Raw genomic sequence first — 19,876 nt, forward strand, 5'->3', positions numbered from 1 at the left:
CCGGCCGGGGCTGTTCCCCGGCCCACCCGGCGGCGACGGTCGTCATCGCCCGCTTCACCCCCTCCGACCTGCCGATGCTGACCGTCCGGCCGCCACGCGGCACCGACACCACCCGGGCCGCCGCCCGTGCGCTGGCCACGGCGGGCCACGGCGCGCACGGCGGGGTCCTCGACATCGCCGTCGTACCGGCCCCCGCGCCCGGTGCCGGCGGTCGGAGCCTCGCCCGGGCCGAACAGCGGGCCGCCGCCCTGGCGGTGGCCGCCGCGACCGCCGCCGGCGCGGCGCGTGAGGTACGCCTCCGCGTCCGACCACCCCGCTGATCGAGCAGACCCCCGCTCCGACTGCCCCGCCCGGCACCACGCTCCACCGCCCCCGCACCGACTGCACCTCCCCGCACCGGTCCTCGTCCGACCGGCACCCGAGCCCCACCGTCCGCACCCGAGAGAACAGGCAACCCGATGCGTCCTTCTTCCGAACCGGCGGAGCCCGCCGCGCCCCCGATGGTCCAGTGGGACCGCGTCGGCTTCCTCGTCGGCGGCCAGGCCCTCGCCCAGGGCGGCAGCTTCATCCTCATCATCGCCATGACCTGGACCGCCGTGCAGCTGGGCGGCACCGCCGGCGTCAGCGCCGTGCTACTGGCGTCGTCCCTGCCCCGCGCGCTGATGCTGATCTTCGGCGGCGCGGTCGCCGACATGCTCGGCCCCCGGTTCGTGCTGCTGCGCACCACCGCCGCCCGCGCGGTCGTCCTGTTCGCCGGCGCGCTGCTGGTGTTCTCCGTCGACGCGCTGTGGCCGCTGGTCGTCATCGCCATCCTGGAGGGCAGCCTCCTCGGACTCGGCGGCCCCGCCTCGTCCTCGCTGATGCCGCACTTCGCGAAGAAGGAGCACCTGGCCCGCGCCAACTCCCTCTACGCGATGGTGGTCCGGCTGGCGCCGATCGCCGGTGCCCCGCTGGGCGCGCTGCTGATCGCCACCGGTCACCTCGGGCACGCCCTGCTCGTCACCGCGGGCACCTGCACCGCCTGGCTGCTCTGCCTGCTGTACGTGACCCGCGGGCTGGAGCGCCCGGACCGCGACGCCGACGAGTCGATGGTGCGCCGTTCCGCCGACGGCATCCGGCTGCTGGTCCGACTGCCCCGGCTGCGCTGGATGTTCGTCGCCGCGTTCACCCTGGACCTCGCGTTCAACTGGCCGTTGGAGGTGGCGCTCCCGCTGCTCGTCTCGGAGCGCGGCTGGAACGTCTCGGTGGTCGGCGCCGTGATCGCCGCCTTCGGTGCCGGCGCCCTCGTCGCCAGCGCACTGGGCGTCGTCCTGGCCCACCGGGTGCCGCTCTTCGCCCGCCTGGTGGTCACCGGCACCGGCATCGCCGCCGGCATCCTCACCATGGCGCTGCTGCCGTCCGCGGTCGGCCTCGGGATCGTCGCCTGCCTGGTCGGTCTGCTCTCCGGGTTCAACGGTCCCGCGATCGTCACCGTCTACCAGCAGGCCGCACCGCCGGACCGGATGGGCGCCGCGATGTCGACCCTGGCGCTGGCCGGCATCGGCACCGCGCCCGTGTCGATCGCGCTGTTCTCCAGCCTCTCCCTGCTGTTCGGCGTCTCCGCCACCTGGGTGCTGTGCGGACTCATCGCCTTCGTCTCACCGGTGGCCGCCTTCGTGGCGCTGCGCAAGCCGGAACCGGGCCGCCAGGAGCCGGAGGTGGCCGACGCACCCCCGGCCACCGGCGACGGCGGCGATGGCGACCGGGACGGCGACCGGGACGGACGGCCCGCTGCGGCCGTGCCGGCCCCCCGTACCGCCGCCTCTGCCCAGACGCGGTCCGAGCTGCCGGTCGAGCGCCCCGAGCGGTTCCCGGCCGCGGTGGGCACGGCAGCCGACCGCGGCACCGCTCCCCTCACCGACGGGCTCCCCGTCGGCGTCGCGCACGACGCGCACACCGCGGAGGTGAACCACTCCCCAGCCCTCGCGGCCTCCGCCGCGCGGGCCGACGTCCCCCGACCCGCCCCGACATCCGTGTGAGGTGGCCATGAGCACGACCCTGTCCCCCGTCCCTCCCGTCCGCCGCACCACCGCGGAGCCGCTCGGCTCCGGACCGGCCGAACCCGCCCTGCTGCTGCCGGGGCGGGGGCCGGTGCCCGCCGCCGGGCTGCCCGGCGAGGGGTGCGCCGACCTCTGGCTCGTCGACACCGCCGCGCACCGCGCGACCGCCGGCGCGCAGGCCCCGGCGGTGCTCGACACCCAGGAGCAGGCGCGCGCGGCGGAGTTCCTCCACCGCGGCGACCGGGACGGCTACCTCGCGTCGCACGTGGCGCTGCGGCGGCTGCTGGCCGGCTACCTCCGGCAGGGGCCGTCCGCCGTCACCATCTCCCGTGCGCCGTGCCCGGGTTGCGGGCTGCCGCACGGCAGACCGGTGGTGGCGGCCGACCCGCCGCTGCACTTCTCGCTCTCGCACTGCGGGGAGTTGAGCCTGCTGGCGTTCGCTGCGGCACCGGTCGGCGTCGACATCGAGGCGCTCCCCGGGGCGCGGACCGTCGCGGAGGCCGCCGAGGTGCTGCACCCGAGGGAGGCGGCCGAACTGGCCTTCCTCGGCCCGCTGGAGCGGCGCCACGCCTTCGCCCGCGTCTGGACCCGGAAGGAGGCGTACCTCAAGGGCATCGGCATCGGGCTCGCCGACAACCCGGCCGGTCACTACGTGGGCAGCGGGGCGGTCCCGGCCCCGCTGCCGGGGTGGACGGTCGCCCCGGTGGCCGTGCCCGGCGACCACCACGCCGCGGTGGCGCTGCGGACCGGAGCCGCGCCGGGGTGATGCGGGCCGGTGGGCCCGCCCGGGGCCGCACCGCGTGCCCGCTCGGCAGGCCGGGTCCGCAGTGCGGGTCCGCCGGGCGGGGGCGGGTCCGCGACGGCCACGCGCCGCGAACGCCCTCCGCGACCCGGCGGGGCGTGCCACCATCGGCACCTCACCGATGAACTGTTGGGGGTAGGCGTGGGATTCGATCAGGGTGATGCGGACCGGCTCGACGAGGTGATGCTGGCGCAGCCGGTCTCTCCCCACGGCGTCGCGTCGCTGACCGCGTGGTTCCTCGACCCCGACCGCGGCGGTCGGTACGCCGCGGGGGTGGGCGCACACGCGGTCTCCTACCGGCCCGGCGCCTGGGCCAGGGTCGAGCCCTGGCCGGAGGCGCTCGGCGACCGCGGCGAGGCGGGGCGGCGCGAGGTCAGCCGCGCGGAGGTGGTGGCCGTCGCCCGGGAGGCGGCGTCCCACGGCGACTGGCGCGCAGCGCTGGTCGCCGCGCACGTCTGGGGCTACGGCGGGACCGGGTTCGGGCGGTTCCGGACCGAGCGGGTCCTCGCGCAGCCCGGTGTGGCCGAGGCGCTGGAGAAGGCCGTCGCCTCGCTGCGGGCCGGCGAGGTGGCCGACGCCTACGAGGTGTTGGAACCGGTGCGTCACTACGGGCCGGCGTTCTTCACCAAGTTCCTGTACTTCGCGGGCGCGGCCGTCGAGGCGCCGGAGCGGCCACTGATCCTGGACAGCGTGCTGGCGGCGACGGCCCGGGAGCACGCCACGGCCGTCGGCGAGGCGGCCGGGGTCGCCAACGCTGCGTCCACCGCGGCGTTCGTCTGGCGAGACGACGGGTGGACGTCCCATCGGTACGGCGTCTTCCTGGCGTGGCTGCGACGGGGGACGGACGTGCTGACGGCCGAGGGATTCGGCTGGCCGTCCGAGCCTGACCTGCTGGAACTGGCGATCTTCGCGGGCGGCTGGGACGGGTCGTCCGCACCGGCGCCGTAGCGACTCGTGTGGCGACCCGATGGGCACCGGGTCGCCACACGGATGCCGTTGGCCAGTACCGCTATGTCGCCTGCGTCACGTCGCCACACGTTTCCGCAGGTCAGAAGCGTGCGCCATCACTCACACCCGCACGTGTCCCACTGAGCGAGATGAATCGTCCCGAATGACGGACGTGGTCTTTCGTTCGGTGTTCCCCGTCGGCTAGCTTGACGGCCAGGTCAAGAGTGCCAGCGCGAAGACCCGGCTAGCTGGCCGGCAACCCTCCTGCACGGTTGGGGTGCCCCCGGGAGACACGACCGGGCCGCGGTGAAGCGGCAAGCGTGCTCTTCGCGAGAAGTCGCCCCCACCAGGGGTGAGTTGTGCCCGCCTGCCCTCCGCCTCGGCCATACCGTGCCCACACCGACGAGGCGGAACGCATGAGCACCACACCCGACATCGCCCCGGCCGCTGCCGCAGCGCCCACCCACCCGGCAGCCCCTGCCGATCCCGCAGCCGCGACCGCCGACGACATCGGCCGGCTGGCCGGCCTCGGCGAGGCCGTCGCGAAGGCCCGCGCCACCAAGCCCGCCGTCATCGAACGCGGCCAGGCCGCCGGCGACGCCCTGTTCCTCGGCGACGCGCCCGTCACGGAGGCGACCCGCCGCGGCTTGGCCGCCCTCGCCGCGCGCCGCCACGGCGCGGAGGCCCTCGTCCGCCACCACGTCGAACACGGCGCCGACGAGCGGCTGCTGGGCGAGGAACTGCCGGAGGACCGGGCGCTGCGCGCCGCCGTCGAGCACATCGAGCTGATCACGGTCTCCCCCGCGCTCGCCGGCCGCGAGGACCTGTACCGGCTGGTCGAGGCCGGCTGGTCCACCGACGCGGTGGTCACCCTCTCGCAGGTCGCCGCGTTCACCGCCTTCCAGTCCCGCGCCGTCCAGGGGCTGCGCCTCCTCCAGGGCGACGCGCCCACCACCGAACCGGCACCGGCCCGCCCCACCGTCGGGCGGGGGCGCACCAAGAGCGCCGCCCGGACCGCCGCCAACGGCGGTGACCGCCCGGTGGAGTACACCCGCGAACTGCTCTCCTGGACCGCGTGGTTGCCGCCGGTCCCGGTGGAGGAGCTCACCCCCGAGCAGGAGGACGCCTTCCTCGGGAAGACCAACGGCGAGTACTTCCGGCTGCTGAGCCGGCTGCCGGCCGTGCTGAAGGCGCGCACTGTGCTGGACGCCGCGATCTTCGCGACGCGCGAGGGACTGCCCCGCGCCGAACGGGAGTTGGCCGCGGCGGCCACCAGCAAGGTCACCGACTGCGTCTACTGCGCCTCGGTCCACGCACGGAAGTCGGCGCAGTTGTCGAAGCGACCCGAGGACGTCGACCGGCTCCTCGCCGTCACCCTCGACCGCGACGCGGACTGGCTGCCGGTGGCGACGACTCCGCTCGCCGCCGGCCAGGACAGTCGCTGGGCGGCGATCGTCGAGTTCTCCGCGGCGCTCGCCACCACCCCCGTCACCGCGACCACCACCCAGGTGGACCGGCTGCGGGCCGAGGGGCTGAGCGACGCCGAACTGACCGACCTGGTCGCCGCCGTCGCGTTCTTCTCCTGGGCGAACCGCCTGATGCTCAGCCTCGGCGACCCCTTCTGGCCCGGCACCGCCCCCACCGCGCCCTGACCGACCCTCCCCGACCGGCGCCCCCGCCCGCCGACACGGTCCGGCGCCCTGCCCCGGACCGGGGGCCGGACCCCACCAGCCCCTCGCGCACCACCGGCACCACCACCCCACACCCCTCCGACCCCAGCAGCACCCCGAGAACGGAACCGTCATGAGACACCGCCTGCCCCGCGCCTACGCGTTCGCCGCCGCCACCGCCGTCGTGCTCGGCGTCGCGGGCTGCGGCACCGTCACCCCCGAGGACACCGGGGACGGCGGCTCGGACACCGCGTCCTCGGACACCGCCGCGACCGGCGACGGCGACGGCACGCTCACCGTCGTGGACGACGCCGGCCGCACCGTCGAGCTGGATGGCCCCGCCGAGCGGGCGGTCGTCCTCAACAGCTACGGCAACGAGTTCGCGCAGGCCATCGGCGCCGGCGACCGCGTCGTCGGCTACGACCGCGTCTCCGCCTCCCGGCTGCCCTACCTGGGCATCGGCGACGACGAGATCGTCAGCGAGAACCTCCAGGAGATCAACTACGAGTCGGTCGTCGCGCTCGACCCGGACGTCTTCATCATTCCCCGCAACGGGGCCTGGCAGGAGGCCGCGAAGCAGCTGGAGTCCTTCGACATCCCCGTCGTCGTCGCCACCGCCTGGGACTTCGACGTCTTCCACGAGACCGTCGACCTGCTGGGCGAGGTCTTCGCCGAACCGGAGGGCGCCGCCCAGGTTTCCGGGTTCTACGACGAGATCTTCGACCTCATCAGCGAACGCGTCGCCGACACCGAGCCGGTCCGCGTCTACTGGGAGACGGAGGAGCCCTACCTCACCGGGCTGCCCGGCTCCGGGTTCGACCAGATCATCGTCGCCGCCGGCGGCGAGAACGTCTTCGGCGACCTCGACATCAGCGGCGACCAGCAGGCCGAGACCACGGTCGACCCGGCCGCGATCCTGGAGCGCGACCCCGAGGTCGTGGTCCACGAGTTCGGCCCGTCGGCCGAACCCACCGGCCAGGACCGGTTCGACACCCTCGCCGACGAACTCACCGGCCGCGCCGGGTGGAACGGTGTCTCCGCCGTCGCCGACGACCGGGTGTACGTCTCCAACGGCTGGGCCACCAGCGGCCTGTCGAAGGCGCTGGGCGCGCTGTACCTGGCGACCTGGCTGCACCCCGAGGAGTTCTCCGACGTCGACCCCGGCGACTACCTGACCCGCTGGGCCGAGGACTTCCAGGGCGCGGACTTCCCCGGCTCCGACGCCTACATCCAGAAGGTGGGCTGAACACGCCATGGCCACCCCGCTCGACTCCGCCGACACCGTCGGCTCCCCCCGCGCGGGGGCGCCCCCGCAGACCGACGTCGCGCCCGCCTCCCCCGGAGCCCCCACCGGGCCCGGGGGAGGCGGGGGCGGCGACCGCCCCGCCGGCGACCGCCCCACGGACGACCACCCCGCCGCGCGGCCCCGCGCCGCGTGGGCGGGCCGCACCGCGGTGCTGTGGACCGGCACCGCCGTCGCCGTCCTCGTCACCGCCTGGTGCGTCACCGCGGGAACCAGCAACGCCGGGTTCCTCGACGTCTGGCGGTCGATCCGCCTCGCCGTCCTCGGCGGCACGCTCCCCGCGGACTTCGCCCAGACCTACTCGATCATCACCAACCTGCGGCTGCCCCGGGTGCTGCTGGCCTTCGCCGCCGGCGCCGCCCTGTCGCTGGCCGGTGTCGTCATGCAGGGGCTGCTGCGGAACCCGCTGGTCAGCCCGTTCACCCTCGGCGTCTCCCCGGCTGCCGCCTTCGGCGCCGCGCTGGCCATCCTGCTGACCGGCGGCTCCGCCGGCTCCGGCTCCTGGCTCGTCATCGGCAGCGCGCTCGGCGCCGCCCTCGCCGTCTCCGCCGTGGTGCTCGGCCTGGCCTCGGCCAAGGCCATGTCGGCGGCGACGCTGCTGCTGCTCGGCATCGCCCTCACCCAGCTCTTCGAGGCGATGACCGCCGCGCTGCAGTTCGTGGCGGACGAGAACACCCTCCAGGCGATCGTGCGGTGGACCTTCGGCTCGGTCAACGACGCCAACTGGAACGACGTCATGGTCGTCGGCGCGTGCGCCGTCCTGGCGCTGCCGCTGCTGCTCTGGTTCGCCCGGGACCTCAACGCCATCGCCTTCGCCGGGGACGACGCGGCGAAGAGCCTCGGCGTCAACGTCACCACCGTCCGCGTCGGCCTCATCATCGTCTCCGTCGTCCTGGCGGCGGTCGTGGTGTCGTTCTGCGGAGTCATCGGCTTCGTCGGGCTCGTCGGCCCGCACATCGCCCGGCTGGCCATCGGCGCCGACCACCGCTACCTGCTGCCGTTCTCGTTCCTCACCGGCGGACTGCTGCTGGTCGTCGCCGACACCATCGGCCGGACGATCCTGGCACCCTCGGTGATCCCGGTCGGCATCGTCGTCGCCTTCATCGGCGCGCCGATCTTCATCAACCTCATCCTGACCCGGAGGGCCGCCCAGTGAGCCTCGACATCGCGTCGGTCCGGTTCGCGTACCGGCGCAACACCGTTCTGCAAGGGGTCGATCTCAGCGTCGCCGAGGGCGGCTTCTGCGCGCTGCTCGGCCCCAACGGCTCCGGCAAGTCCACCCTCACCAAAATCATCGCGCGGGTGCTCAAGCCCGCCGACGGCACCGTCGCCTTCGCCGGGCAGGACCTGCTCGCCGCACCGCGCCGCGACCACGCCCGCGTCGTCGCCTACGTGCCGCAGTCCGGCGCCGCACCGTTCGAACAGACGGTGCGCGAAGCGGTGCTGCTCGGCCGCACCCCGCACATCGGGCTGCGGCCCACCCGCCACGACCGCGAGGTGGTGGACGACGCCGTCGACCGGCTCGGCCTCACCGACCTCCGCGACCGGCCGCTCTCCCAGCTCTCCGGCGGACAGGCGCAACGCGTCCTCATCGCCCGGGCGTTGGCGCAACAACCCCGGGTGCTGCTCCTCGACGAACCGACCTCCGCCCTCGACCTGCGGTACCAGATCGAGACGCTGCAGATCGTGCGGTCGGTGACCCGCGAGGAGGGCGTCACCGCCCTCATCGCGATCCACGACCTCAACCACGCGGCGCACTTCTGCGACCAGATCGTGCTGCTCGACGGCGGCCGGATCGTCGCGGACGGGCCGCCCGCCGAGGCGTACGACCCGGCCGTCCTCAGCCGCGTCTACGGCCTCGACGTGCTGGTCAACCACGGTGAGAACGGTGTCGAGGTGCGGCCGTCCGCGCTGGAACCGGCGCCGGGTGTCATCGGCGCCCCCGCGGCAGCCGGCGCCCGGACGGCGGTGGCCGCCCGATGACCACCCCGGCCGCCGCGGCCCCTGGTACGTCCGCTGCTGCCGGTGGCGCCGATGTCGGTGGTGCCGCGTCCGTCGGCCGCGCCACCGCCACCGCCACCGACGCGCCGACCCCACCGGCTCCGCAACCCCCGTCCGATTCCGGCCCGGTCTACGACGCCGTCCTCGTCGGCGGCGGACCCCGGGCCGTCGCCGTCGTCGAACGCCTGGCCGCCCGCCGGGCCGACGCCGCACCGCCCGTCCGCGTCGCCGTCATCGACGCGGTGGAGGTCGGCGCCGGGGCCACCTGGCGCACCGATCAGTCCCCGCTGCTGCTCAACAACACCTACAGCGCCCACACCACCATCCACGCCGACGCCTCGACCCGCATGTCCGGACCGGTCGTCCCCGGCCCCGACCTCATCACCTGGGCGCGCGACAGCGAACCACCGCCGGACCGCCCGGCGTGGGTGGCGCAGGAGGCGAGCGAGCTGCGGCCTTGGTCGTTCCCGACCAGACGCCTCCAAGGCGTCTACTACCGTGAGCAGTTGGCCCGTGCGGAGGCCACCGGCCGCGTCACGGTGACCCGGGTCCTCGGCAGCGTCACCGACCTCTCCCCGACGCCCGACGGCCGTACCGTCCACCTCCGTGACGGCCGCAGCTACACCGGCCGCCGCGTCGTCCTCGCCCAGGGCATGGTCCAGGCGAAGCGCTCCCCGCGCGTCGCCGCCTTCGTGCGCGCGGCGGCCGACCACGACCTGGTGTACGTCGAGCCCGGCATGCCCGCCGAACGCGACTGGGCGCGGGTCCCCGCCGGCGAGACCGTGCTGGTGGCGGGGCTCGGGGCCAACTTCTTCGACGTCGTCGCGCTGCTCACGGAGGGCCGCGGCGGCCGGTTCACCCCCGCCGGCGACGGGGACCGTCCCGCACGGCTGCGGTACCTGCCGAGCGGGCGCGAGCCCCGGCTGGTCGCCGGATCACGCCGCGGCCTGCCCTACCGGGCCAAGGCCGACTACCCGGACGGGTTCCCGCCCCGGTACGAGCCGGCGCTCGCCATACCCGCGTGGTTCGCCGAGCGCGCCGCCGGCCGCGGGCAGGACTTCCGACGCGACGTGTGGCCGCAGCTGGCGCGGGAGTTCGCCTGGGCCCACCTCTCCACCCTGCTCGCCCACCACCCCGAGGCGCTCCGCCCGGGGGTCGGGGCCGACGACCTGCTGGCCGCGCTGCGCGGCGCCTTCGACGACGCGGCGATCGACGCGGTGATCGCCGACGCCCTCGCACCGGCCCGGCCGTCCCCGGGCGCTGCCGGCCGTGCGACAGCCGCCACCACCGGCCACCCCGGCGCCCCGGCCGCCACTGTCACGTCGGACCCCAGCCGGTGGGCGCTCTCCGTCAGCCGCCTGGACCGCCCGTACCTCCCGGGGCCGGTGGACTCAGCGAGCTGGCACCAAGCGGTCCGCCACCACATCGACGCCGAACTCGACTCCATCCACAACCCGTTGACGTCACCCCGCAACACCGTCAACCGCGCCATGGCCGCACTGCGCGGCCCGGTCCGGCGCCTGGCGACCGCAGGGTCGCTCGACGGGGCGTCCGTGGTCCGCGACGTCGACGGTTGGTTCAATCGGCTGGGTCTCGCCCTGGCCTCCGGCCCGCCGCCGCGCCGGACCGCCGAAGTGCTGGCGCTGATCGACGCCGGCGTGCTGGAACTCCTCGGCGAGGACACCGCGGTGACGGTGGAGGACGGCGCCTTCCTCGGCCGCTCCGCCGTCGCGCGCGACCAGCCGGTCCGCGCCCGGGCGTTCGTCGAGACCCGCATGTCGAAGGGGATCGTCACCGACACCGACGACCCGCTGCTCGGCGCCCTACTGAGCACCGGCCGGGCCCGGCTCCACGCACGCCCCAGCGACCGCGGCCCCGCCGTGTCCACCGGGACGCTGGACGTCACCCCGGACGGCTTCCACCTCCTCGCCGCCGACGGCACGCCGGACCCGGCCGTCATCGTGCTCGGCATCCCCGCCGAGGCCGTCCAACCTGGCTCCGCCATCGGCGCCACCCCCGGCGTCCCCTCCCCCCTCCTCGCCGGCGCCGACAACGCCGCAGCCCAGATCCTCACCGCCACCCGAACCCCCACCGCCCCAGCCCCCGCGCCCCGGTGACACCGGTCGAACCGGCGCCTCTACCGGCTCGGCTCCCCGGCGGCCCACGACCGCCTCGACCACGCACTCACAACCGGCCGCACCCAAGATCGGCAGCGGTCGCCAGAGGGCTGACGACGGCTGCCCAGCCGGCGCCCAGAAACGTACTGCCGAGGCAGATCCACCGAAGCCGTGCCGACAACGTCTTTGGACGAGTCGCCCACCTTCGCAGCACCCATCCACCTGGCGGGGACCAGCACCTGCTGTGGGGAGCACATCACAGCGGCTGGCTCCTGCCGTTGAGAGGCAGATCCGGCAGGCTGAGCAAGAGAGCCCTCACCTCGTCCTTGGTCGCCCCAACGCGCGTCTGAAAGTCGCGATCATCGCCCGTCTCAAGCGCCTCCATCATCAGCGATGCGACCAGGAAGAACTCCGCTCTGGGCATCGTGACGACGACTCGCTCCCCACAGTCCACCACATGCATTCAATTACCCCTCTCATTCACGAACCGGCCCTTTGGCGAAGTACGGGCAACCGCACTGAGGTACAAGACATGCTTACTGCCGCAGTCGCCGTGGCCGGCTCGAACCGCCCCTGAATCACATTCCGTCTGCCATGGGCCGCTCCGGCCAATCTCGGACTCTACGGCAAACTCAACCACGGCAGCCGGCGCGGGTGGCCTCCGTCGGGCGGAGAGCCTGACGACCTGTGCTGGGTCTTCGCCACCGGCGAGCCGGCGCCTGGGCGACGCCGCCGCAGATGCGCGCGAGGAAGCGCACGGTGGAGCTGGACACATCAACACCGAGGGGCAGGCATGTGAAGCCTCTGGTGGGGCTAGGGAATCTTGGTAGCGAAGCCGTCTACCAGGGAATTCACCACGTTGTGAGCCCAACCGCCCAGTCCACCGAGCGGGATTGGACGAGGCTCAGCACCAGAACGGCAAGGCTCCCACCGAACCATCTCGGTGAGGTCCGCTTCGTCCACTGGCGTGGCCGTTGGCGTTGCCATCAGAGGCAACCTTCTCCTTCAGTGTGAGTTCTCACCCACTCCTCAACAAGACAGGTAGCCAGCCAATGTCCGCGCATCAGAGCCATATGCTCGGCTGAAATTCCAGTTCCGCCACCCGAGCGGCGCCTCGGATCTGCCCCACGCGCTAGCAGATATGCCGTCACGTCGACATGAAGTGGTTCTCCGCTTTGCTCATGCCCATCAATTTCGACGTCAATTGCGTGATGCAGCAGGGTGAGCCCATTCCGTTCCTGGTGGATATCAGCTCCTCCGTCCAAGAGGTCGCGCAGAAGCCGAAGATCCTCCATCTCCACGGCATGATGGGCAGCATACATTTCAACCATCAGGAGACCTAACCACTAGTCGCTTTCACGTTACGGCTCCCTGGAGCTCTGCATCGCTGGCCCCCGCGCGCAAGACGGAAGAATCTTTCCGATCAACAGATACCGCCGGAGCCACAATGTTCCACCTCGGCCCGACATGACCCGAGCCACGGAGATCGGAAGCAAGTTCCTCTGTCTATGCCTGCCTTTTCTGCTAGTTGCTCGTCCGGGCACGGTGCGACTCAACTGTCAGAGGCTGTCCCATTCGATTTCCGGATCCTCGACGACCTCGACCATAGGCGGCCGGTCGAGGCGCTGCCCGTTCATGTGACCGACAACCCAGCTGATGCACTCAGGTCGATTCCCCGAACGCAGTCGACAGAATTCCTCCACCGCAGCCTGGATTCGGGATACCGGCAGAGCACTGGCCGAGTCATGGAAGAGCGGATACCCAGGATCCGACACAACGCGCGGATCGAAAGCAAGAGGCTCGGGATTATCGGAAATCCAAACAGATTCATAAACCCTTCCCTTGCTATGGAATTCATCATCGACGAACCAGATTAGAGCCCCATAGCCATGGCGTCGATTGATCGCCACGCGCAGATTGCTCGCCGCCACCGGGTCGGTTTCGCAATGCCGTCGATCAGCAATACAGAACCAGGCATCTTCGCCGGGGCAGTAGGAGCCCTCAGCTTCCTCTTCCCCTTGCAATCCCTCAATGACTTCGGCGACGACCCGTGACGTCTCGACCGGACTCTCGGCGTAGCGCCACTCACCCTTGAAGAATACACTCAGAAACACGGCCCCTAATTTCCTGATCATCGCCGCCCCGGCCGTGGTACGAGACGCTACGCATGCTACCCGCGGCCTCTGGGCCAGACTGTCGTGCTCGAACCTTGGGGAAGGGTCGTCGGAACCGCTGACGAGCACGAAACCCTTCCCGTACACGGTCCGCCAGAATGGTTGATTAAGACATCGAGTAATGTTACGCCAGCTTGTCTAATAAGCCAACCAACCTCGGTCTCCACGTGAGTGATTGATACATGGGCCCACTCGCCGGCTTCGATATGTCCGGTGAATTCATGAGGAACTGAGCTGACCCCACTGCCTGGCGGGTGTGCGGTTGAAAGGGGGCGGCGTCAGCCCCCTCTGGCCCGGACGCGGGAGCCGTCACGAAGCCGATGCAGCCTACGCGCGGGTGGCCTTACGCCTCATCCGGCTGCCCTTCGGTAATGCGGCGAGCCGCGTAATCTACAACTTCACTCCACGCGGCCAAATCCTCGAACTTGAATTCTTCCAGGAGAGCCTGCCTGATTTCGCCGACCGGGCGCCCCTTATGGTCCTCGCGGACCCTCCCGAAAGCGCATTCAAATTTACGTAAATGCTTTTGAATGCGAGGCAATATTCTTGTCGTACTCTGCGGGATCGACCATGTGAACTTCACCACCTATCGCTTTCAGAGCCACACGGTACTCATAGGTCTCTGCGATGGCCCTGCCGCTGATGCGACAGGGCTCCTAGGCCGAATGCCAGCCACTTAGGGCAGGTCAGGTTTTCTGAGAGCGATCCGGCAGTCGAGATCCTCGCGGATGCCGGCTCCTGGGGCCTGAGACTCATACAGGTGAGCGCGACATGACGCCGCCACGCCGCAGGTTCATGTAACTCAGCGTGGCAGCTGAGACAACATACGCGCGAGGCTGTCCGAGAACTCAGACATATGCGATTCAGCGCTATATCTCACGGTGCAGGCGGCAGAGACCAGCTCCAGTGGCGAATAATCACAGCTCGAAAACATCCTCGCACACATCCCTAGAGGGACTACGAAATCTGCTTGCGCACCATCCGATAGCGAATCGAGCATGGCGTCTTCCCCTGCGAGAACCAACTCCACGATCGAACTCAACACTCCCACCACCCTTGGAGCATCTACTCCATGGGCGAGCTCAATCATGTCTTCGTACTCGGCAAACCCGAATCGATTGACCTGGAGGTGCTCTCTGGCCACATCAACCACCTTCGAAACTGATTCCCTGATGCCGCAGCCTGGGCTGACAGACCAACGCACATGCACTGGCAGGCGTGCCGTGCGCGCCACCGGGCGGCGAATTCAATCCCCGCACCTTTACCCCACTTTGAACGATCCCCCCTCGGATCCCGGCTGCACCCTCGGCCGCCCTCGGCCGCCTCCGCCTGGATAAGGCACATCGTTTCAGCATATCCCGCATGGTAGCGACCCCCTCCGCACCAAAACCCTCACGACCAGGGCCAGGACGACCCACCGGATCGAAGAACAAGCACCGCGCCAGACGTCACCACGTCGAAAAGACAGCCAAACGCGCTAAAACGATCAAAACTACCAAACCCGCTCAGGGTAAACGCCAAGCTCAGTTTCGACCAATGAGCCGCCTCCAGCGTCGAAATGACTCACCCTCAAACAGCCCCAGGCGCGCAGCACCTACGAACGATCACCGTGCAGCTGGGCAATTACATCCGCAGCGAGCTCCGCTGAAGCGTGATCGACTCCCACCGTCGCAGTTCCGTTCAGCCGTGCGGACATGTAATCAGAGGCAGCAGAGACTGCCTCTACAGAAGCCACAGGGACAAGCCACCTGAGCCACTCGCAGACCATGCGCATTCGAAACTCTCTAAGAGTTGCCACGCGCCCCAAAGGATCGAATTCCGAAGCCAGCTTGATGAGCTTGAACGACGCAGCAAGCCGACCATGCGGCTGATCATAAGACGAAAGAATCAGTCCAAGTTCATCAGATTTACCGAGATGGACATCATCTGCTACTACGCACGAAGGCAACAGATAGCCGTCTACGCTTGTCAGGGCTCGCTCTTCACTTCCAGAATCAATTACTACCCCGACACGGGAAGCAGCGCCGGGGCCATCGACAGCGACTCGGATTCGATGTACGCCAGCGCTCCCAATATTCTGCACGACACGTGACATCCCGAGCTCTTCGGCTACCGACGGCTCACCGTCCGATACGAGCGAAAGGGCTCCCACTTCCTCGCCTTCCTCGGCCTGGCCGCCACGCTGACCTGCTACAAGAAACTCACGAAACTCACCACGTGAGACAACTTCTAAATCACTTCATCGAGCTCCCTATTCCATGAACAGCCGCACAGATTGCCCACCCGACAGCCTGGACATTCTCGCTGTAGAAGCCGTACCTGTTGTGAAACGCCTCTTCCGACGCACGATTCAAGAAGGCGAAAGCCAGGGCCCCATACAACGCCCGAAGGTCGGAGTGACTCAGCGCAACCTCAACGTTCGAGCGCGTACTGAAGTCCACTTCTCGCTCCCTAAGTTCGAGAAGTCCCTCCGACGCATCACCCGCCACGACAGCCACTACTTCCGAAGAGTGACTGCCGCCATAGAGATCCACAAGCACCCTTCTGACCAGTTCGAATTGGGCCGGAGTGAAGCTGAGTACGTAACTTTCACCCGAACGCCTGAGGCGAACTCTCCTATACATACGGCCTCACCTCAGCTTATTGAAGATGCTATTGAACTCGTTCAACGACTGATGATAAGCGTGAACCATCGAGGAATTTTGAACGACCGTCACACCTCTACCCCATGAATCCACTCTACTCCTCGTCGCGTCTGGCAGTTGTTCCTGGCTTCCTTCGGTCGACATGAGTCATGCCCAAGTCGCGCCGACGAGCCAAGTACCTAGCCAATTCGTCCGTGTTGCCGTCAATTCCCTCACAGCTTCCTGAACCCCCCTCGGGACCCTTTCGACGGGGGTTCAGATTTGCGCTAAGAACTTGCACCCAAAGTCACTTATGTTCGCTTGCGCGCATTGCAAGCGAGCTGAATGTCCTTATCGAGCAAGCTACCTCTAAACGGGTTGCGGACATCATCAAGAACCACAACGAGCAGAGTTGTGCCGCTCACTGGCAGTTCCTCCCGAGCTAGCCATGACGGAATCTTAAGGTTGTCGATAAACCCCTCCACTCCATCCCGAGTGGTCACGTTGACCCCCCATGCCGTAGTCGCAGACACGACCACTTCCAGCTCTTCGTCAACCCGTACCATGCCGTCGCCCCTTCCCGGGCTCCCACACCCTACGGAGCGTAAGCTCGTTAAATCGATCAAGTCGCCCTACTGGGATCACGAACTCAATTCTCGCGGAACTCCAGGCCCCTTACGGTCATACCAGAATGCAGTGTCCGAGAATTCCTTGAGGAAGTCCTCGTGCATATCGTAGCGAATTGACCCACTCGCATGGGAGCCGCGATTCTGGTACTCCTTCACCAAGCTTTTCCGAGATAGACCGAAGCATCGCTATATTGAAGCGATGCCGGATTGGGGCCACGCTCCAACGCATGCGCCATGTCATCAAACTTCGGCATCCTATAAACAGAGACGCCATTGCAGTTGTGAACCAGGCCCGGCGTAGCCCCTGCGAGCACATAGTACGTGTGGAGGTTCTTGACGGTGAGGTTGTGGACGGTTGCGGTGGTGGTGCGATGGGTGAGTGCGGTGATCTGGACGTCCTCGAACGGTTTTGAGGAGCGGTCCACCGAGCTGTTGCACGGGAGGCCGGCCACTCGAGCTGCCACCGCCGCCAGATCGCGTCCCGCACGACCTCGGGCACTCGACCGCGACCCTACTGCTGGAGCAGGGAGTCGAACTCGTCGTCATCAAGGAACTCCTCGGACACGCCCACATCAGCGTCAACGCCACCGCCTACGTCCGGCTCCGCCTCCAGCTCGACGTCGTCGACACCCTCCGCGCCGAACTCGGCAGCACGGAGAACACCCAGGCAGCACGCTGCGACGGCGACGAACCGCCCCCCTGCGCCGCCGTCGTCCGCTACGTTGCCGTCAACTACTGCTGTCACCCCACGCAGAAGCCCCACCAGGACGCATCTGGCGAGGCTTCATTCTGCTTAGCACATCTGACTCGAACAGGATGAGATTTCCATGAGTCAGGTCCTTGTGAGACGGTACACGCAGATCTTAGCGCTCCATAAGCATCTTCAGGAGATTACCCGTCAGGCATTCGCAAATACGGTACCCGTCCTCGCCAAGATACGGGAGGTTTTCAACGAAAGAGAACCTGATCAATTCCTTGACCTCGTCATCACCCTGCACATACGCACGCTCGATGAAATTTGTCAACCGAAGCACAGTAATCTCCTCGGCCGAGCGCTGGCCAGCCTCGCTTAACAAACCCACCGCCCATCGCACGACGCCTGCCAGTAAAACATGGGAAAGGCGCTCTTCATAGAATTCCACATGCCGAGCATGCAAGTCCTCGAGCTGCGGAAAGCCCTGAAGGAGGCCATGGAAGAACTGACTTTCATCCATCCCTATCAATTCGCTGCGAGAGCCGACTTAGAGCTCTTAACACGATCTTGTCGTGTGGGGCTGGTGGGCGTGACCGGGGTGGCGGTTTGGCCGTTCGTGTTGGTGTGGGTGACAAGCCGTGGATCGTGTCGGATGAACTGTGGGCCCGGATAGAGCCGTTGCTGCCGCGGTGGCCGGAGCGGTCGCCGGGTCCGAGACCGCTGGATGACCGGCTGTGCCTGCAGGGCATCTTGTTCGTGCTGTACAACGACATCCGGTGGCATCACCTGCCGCCTGAGCTGGGCTTCGGTTCCGGGCAGACGTGCTGGCGGCGGCTGGGGCGGTGGCAGGAGGCCGGGGTCTTCGACCAGCTGCACCGCCTGCTGCTGGCCGAACTGCACGCCGCAGGCGAGCTGGAGTGGTCCCGGGCCTGCGTGGACGCCTCCCACATCCGGGCGAAAAAGGGGGCGCCGGGACCGGCCCGTCGCCGGTCGACCGGGGGAAGAGGGGCAGTAAACACCACCTGATCTGCGACGGGAACGGCACACCACTGAAGGTGATCACCACCGGCGGCAACGTCAACGACGTCACCCAGACCCTCGCCCTCGTGGACGGCATCCCACCCGTCGCCGGCCGACCCGGCCGCCCCCGCAAACGACCCGACACGCTCCTCGGCGACAAGGGCTACGACAGCAACCCCAACCGCCGCGAACTGCGAAAACGCCGCATCCTCCCGGTCATCTCCCGCAAAGGCCAAGCAGACATCCACGGCCTGGGCAAGCTCCGCTACGTCGTCGAGCAGACCTTCGCCCTCCTCCACCACTTCAAGCGCCTGGCAACCCGATGGGAACGCCGACTCGACCTCCACGACGCACTCGTCTCCCTCGCCTGCTCACTCATCTGCTTCAGACGCCTGAAGAAGGCCACACCATGATCGTGTTACGAGCTCAGAGGCCCGTTCTGGAGAATCTCCGGAACGGGCCTCTGCGCGATCTTCAGTGCGTCCTCTCCTCGGCAACGCCGATTGCCCAAATCACGAAAGAAACCGGAACGTCACCCCTATGAGGATTAACACTCACAATCGCATCCCTCCATGATCTGCCGTCCGGAACTGAGATCGCAATGACCGCTTCGTTCGAACTCCAAGCAGGATCTCGGAACTCAATCACATGCTCCCCTGAAGTGACATCGTCAAAATCGATTACTTCAATTTCGCTGCCGTTGAAGACTTCTCTCATCTCACTCGCCCTTCGATCAGTCCAGGAACCCGGAGAATGTTCCGCTCACCGAGAACCGGGCACCTATGCCCCCATTGGGGAGACGGACATCGATGGTGTCCTGCCAGACCCCACCAATCCTGCCGTACTCCCGCGTGGTGACAGAGCCAGGGCGAGTCAAGATGTCGTCCAACACGTCTCGCCCGAGCGCATTCCAAGCCGCCGGATTCTTCTTTCCGGAAGGGATGGGCCACTGCCCGGTGTTCGTTTTGCGCCCCGCGTGCTTTGCGAGTGCATTGCCAGCCATCTCAAACTCGCCCCTCTTGTCCTTGGGGTCCAGCTTCCGGCCCGAGCCGGAAGCGAAATCCAAGTCCATAGTGGGACAGTTCGAATTGTGAACGAGGACCGGCGTAGCCCCTGCCAGCACATAGTACGTGTGAAGGTTGTTGACGGTGAGGTTGTGAACGGTTCCGGTGTTGGTGCGGTGGGTGAGTGCGGTGATCTGGACGTGGGTGCCGGCGCTGGTGCGGAGCCATTGGCCGGGTTGGAGTTCTTCGGCGTCGGTCCATGCGTCGAGTTCGGGGACCCAGAAAGGGTGGCCGCCGGTGGCGGTGATGACTTCCCGGTTACCGTCGTCGGTCTCGACGGTGACGTCGACCAGTAGCTTCTCGCCGTTGCCGAGGATCTCGGCGGTCACGGTCTCGGCTCGGGTCTCGCCCGTCTCGGGATCTGTCGCCAGCACGCGGTCACCGACCTGGACGTCCTCGATCGGTTTCGAGGAGCCGTCCGTCGGGCTGTTGCACGGAGGCGGGTCATTCGAGCTGCCACCGCCGCCAGATCGCGTCCCTCACGATCTCGGGCACTCGACCGCGACCCCACTGCTGGAGCAGGGAGTCGAACTCATCGTGATCAAGGAACTCCTCGGCCACGCCCACATCGGCGTCAACGCCACCGCCTACGTGGGGCTCCGCCTTCACCGCGACGCCATCGGCACCCTCAGCACGGCACTCGACGGCCCCACGATCACCGACGCGACCAAGCGCGACGGCGACGAAGCGCCACCCTGTGCCGCTCTCGTTCGCTGACGTTGCCGTCAACTACTCCCGTCACACCACCAGAAGCCACCTGTCAGGCCCCATGACAGGTGGCTTCTATCTGC

At 68.5% G+C, this 19,876-nt stretch carries 17 protein-coding genes, 5 pseudogenes and 1 riboswitch; of the genes and pseudogenes, 14 read left to right on the top strand and 8 right to left on the bottom strand.

Annotation, left to right across the window (positions count from 1 at the left end; all coding sequences use genetic code 11):
- The 9 genes and pseudogenes from HCN56_RS02975 to HCN56_RS03015 all read left to right on the top strand — a co-directional run.
- Nucleotides 1–320: pseudogene (locus tag HCN56_RS02975) on the top strand (hypothetical protein); the annotation flags it as partial.
- A gap of 138 nt (nucleotides 321–458) precedes the next feature.
- Nucleotides 459–2,018, top strand: a complete 1,560-nt coding sequence (locus HCN56_RS02980; RefSeq protein WP_245245857.1) for an MFS transporter — start codon at nucleotides 459–461, stop codon at nucleotides 2,016–2,018.
- A gap of 7 nt (nucleotides 2,019–2,025) precedes the next feature.
- Nucleotides 2,026–2,805: a 4'-phosphopantetheinyl transferase family protein gene (locus HCN56_RS02985; RefSeq protein WP_167967877.1), complete on the top strand. Its 780-nt coding sequence runs from the start codon at nucleotides 2,026–2,028 to the stop codon at nucleotides 2,803–2,805.
- A gap of 177 nt (nucleotides 2,806–2,982) precedes the next feature.
- On the top strand, nucleotides 2,983–3,789 hold the full coding sequence (locus tag HCN56_RS02990) for an 8-oxoguanine DNA glycosylase OGG fold protein (RefSeq protein WP_167967878.1): 807 nt from the start codon (nucleotides 2,983–2,985) through the stop codon (nucleotides 3,787–3,789).
- 216 nt (nucleotides 3,790–4,005) lie between these two features.
- A riboswitch (SAM riboswitch) is annotated at nucleotides 4,006–4,116 on the top strand.
- Nucleotides 4,117–4,205: 89 nt separating this feature from the next.
- A complete protein-coding gene (locus HCN56_RS02995) occupies nucleotides 4,206–5,441 on the top strand; it encodes a peroxidase-related enzyme (protein ID WP_167967879.1) in 1,236 nt (411 codons plus the stop codon).
- Between the two features lie 151 nt (nucleotides 5,442–5,592).
- Complete coding sequence (locus HCN56_RS03000) at nucleotides 5,593–6,705, top strand: ABC transporter substrate-binding protein (RefSeq protein WP_167967880.1); 1,113 nt, start codon at nucleotides 5,593–5,595, stop codon at nucleotides 6,703–6,705.
- 7 nt (nucleotides 6,706–6,712) lie between these two features.
- Nucleotides 6,713–7,918 (top strand): FecCD family ABC transporter permease, encoded by a 1,206-nt coding sequence (locus HCN56_RS03005; protein WP_245245858.1) that lies wholly within the window; start codon nucleotides 6,713–6,715, stop codon nucleotides 7,916–7,918.
- The gene (locus HCN56_RS03010; protein ID WP_167932863.1) at nucleotides 7,915–8,745 is read left to right on the top strand and encodes an ABC transporter ATP-binding protein; all 831 of its coding nucleotides are present in this window, start codon (nucleotides 7,915–7,917) and stop codon (nucleotides 8,743–8,745) included. Before HCN56_RS03005 ends, HCN56_RS03010 begins: the two co-directional genes overlap by 4 nt.
- Complete coding sequence (locus HCN56_RS03015) at nucleotides 8,742–10,880, top strand: FAD/NAD(P)-binding protein (protein ID WP_167967881.1); 2,139 nt, start codon at nucleotides 8,742–8,744, stop codon at nucleotides 10,878–10,880. The genes HCN56_RS03010 and HCN56_RS03015 overlap by 4 nt, the downstream gene beginning before the upstream one ends.
- Before the next feature lie 256 nt (nucleotides 10,881–11,136).
- On the opposite strand, the gene HCN56_RS03020 is transcribed toward HCN56_RS03015, so the two are convergent.
- The 4 genes from HCN56_RS03020 to HCN56_RS27375 form a co-directional block, all read right to left on the bottom strand.
- Nucleotides 11,137–11,343: a hypothetical protein gene (locus tag HCN56_RS03020; protein ID WP_167967882.1), complete on the bottom strand. Its 207-nt coding sequence runs from the start codon at nucleotides 11,341–11,343 to the stop codon at nucleotides 11,137–11,139.
- A 523-nt stretch (nucleotides 11,344–11,866) separates the two neighbouring features.
- Nucleotides 11,867–12,145: an ankyrin repeat domain-containing protein gene (locus tag HCN56_RS27370; protein ID WP_338320204.1), complete on the bottom strand. Its 279-nt coding sequence runs from the start codon at nucleotides 12,143–12,145 to the stop codon at nucleotides 11,867–11,869.
- Between the two features lie 294 nt (nucleotides 12,146–12,439).
- Nucleotides 12,440–12,994, bottom strand: coding sequence for an Imm1 family immunity protein (locus HCN56_RS03025; protein WP_167967883.1), 555 nt, complete (start codon nucleotides 12,992–12,994; stop codon nucleotides 12,440–12,442).
- A 56-nt stretch (nucleotides 12,995–13,050) separates the two neighbouring features.
- Nucleotides 13,051–13,221 (bottom strand): DddA-like double-stranded DNA deaminase toxin, encoded by a 171-nt coding sequence (locus HCN56_RS27375; protein ID WP_167967884.1) that lies wholly within the window; start codon nucleotides 13,219–13,221, stop codon nucleotides 13,051–13,053.
- 1,748 nt (nucleotides 13,222–14,969) lie between these two features.
- Between HCN56_RS27375 and HCN56_RS03035 the strand changes: the two genes are divergently transcribed.
- Entirely contained in the window at nucleotides 14,970–15,146 is a 177-nt protein-coding gene (locus HCN56_RS03035) for a hypothetical protein (protein ID WP_167967885.1), read from the top strand.
- 9 nt (nucleotides 15,147–15,155) lie between these two features.
- Nucleotides 15,156–15,275, top strand: a pseudogene (locus HCN56_RS26075) (IS5/IS1182 family transposase); the annotation flags it as partial.
- Between the two features lie 1,304 nt (nucleotides 15,276–16,579).
- Here the strand turns inward: HCN56_RS26075 and HCN56_RS27545 are convergent.
- Nucleotides 16,580–16,702, bottom strand: a pseudogene (locus tag HCN56_RS27545) (intein-containing protein); the annotation flags it as partial.
- 89 nt (nucleotides 16,703–16,791) lie between these two features.
- On the opposite strand from HCN56_RS27545, the pseudogene HCN56_RS27550 reads away from it, so the two are divergent.
- Nucleotides 16,792–17,025: pseudogene (locus tag HCN56_RS27550) on the top strand (site-specific integrase); the annotation flags it as partial.
- Nucleotides 17,026–17,170: 145 nt separating this feature from the next.
- Here HCN56_RS27550 and HCN56_RS03050 read toward each other — a convergent pair.
- On the bottom strand, nucleotides 17,171–17,521 hold the full coding sequence (locus HCN56_RS03050) for a DUF7674 family protein (RefSeq protein WP_167967888.1): 351 nt from the start codon (nucleotides 17,519–17,521) through the stop codon (nucleotides 17,171–17,173).
- 104 nt (nucleotides 17,522–17,625) lie between these two features.
- On the opposite strand from HCN56_RS03050, the gene HCN56_RS03055 reads away from it, so the two are divergent.
- Nucleotides 17,626–18,434 (top strand): IS5 family transposase gene (locus HCN56_RS03055; protein WP_312871017.1). Its coding sequence is split into 2 segments (ribosomal slippage): nucleotides 17,626–17,943 and nucleotides 17,946–18,434, totalling 807 coding nucleotides; the frame shifts between segments, so codons are not numbered across the junction.
- Nucleotides 18,435–18,495: 61 nt separating this feature from the next.
- On the opposite strand, the gene HCN56_RS03060 is transcribed toward HCN56_RS03055, so the two are convergent.
- A complete protein-coding gene (locus HCN56_RS03060) occupies nucleotides 18,496–18,738 on the bottom strand; it encodes a hypothetical protein (RefSeq protein WP_167967890.1) in 243 nt (80 codons plus the stop codon).
- A 16-nt stretch (nucleotides 18,739–18,754) separates the two neighbouring features.
- Complete coding sequence (locus HCN56_RS03065) at nucleotides 18,755–19,486, bottom strand: polymorphic toxin-type HINT domain-containing protein (protein WP_167967908.1); 732 nt, start codon at nucleotides 19,484–19,486, stop codon at nucleotides 18,755–18,757.
- Nucleotides 19,487–19,565: 79 nt separating this feature from the next.
- Between HCN56_RS03065 and HCN56_RS03070 the strand changes: the two are divergent.
- Nucleotides 19,566–19,802, top strand: a pseudogene (locus HCN56_RS03070) (site-specific integrase); the annotation flags it as partial.
- Between the last annotated feature and the right edge of the window lie 74 nt (nucleotides 19,803–19,876).

Source organism: Streptomyces lonarensis, from assembly GCF_012033735.1.
In the GTDB taxonomy this organism is placed as follows: Bacteria; Actinomycetota; Actinomycetes; order Streptomycetales; family Streptomycetaceae; genus Streptomyces; species Streptomyces lonarensis.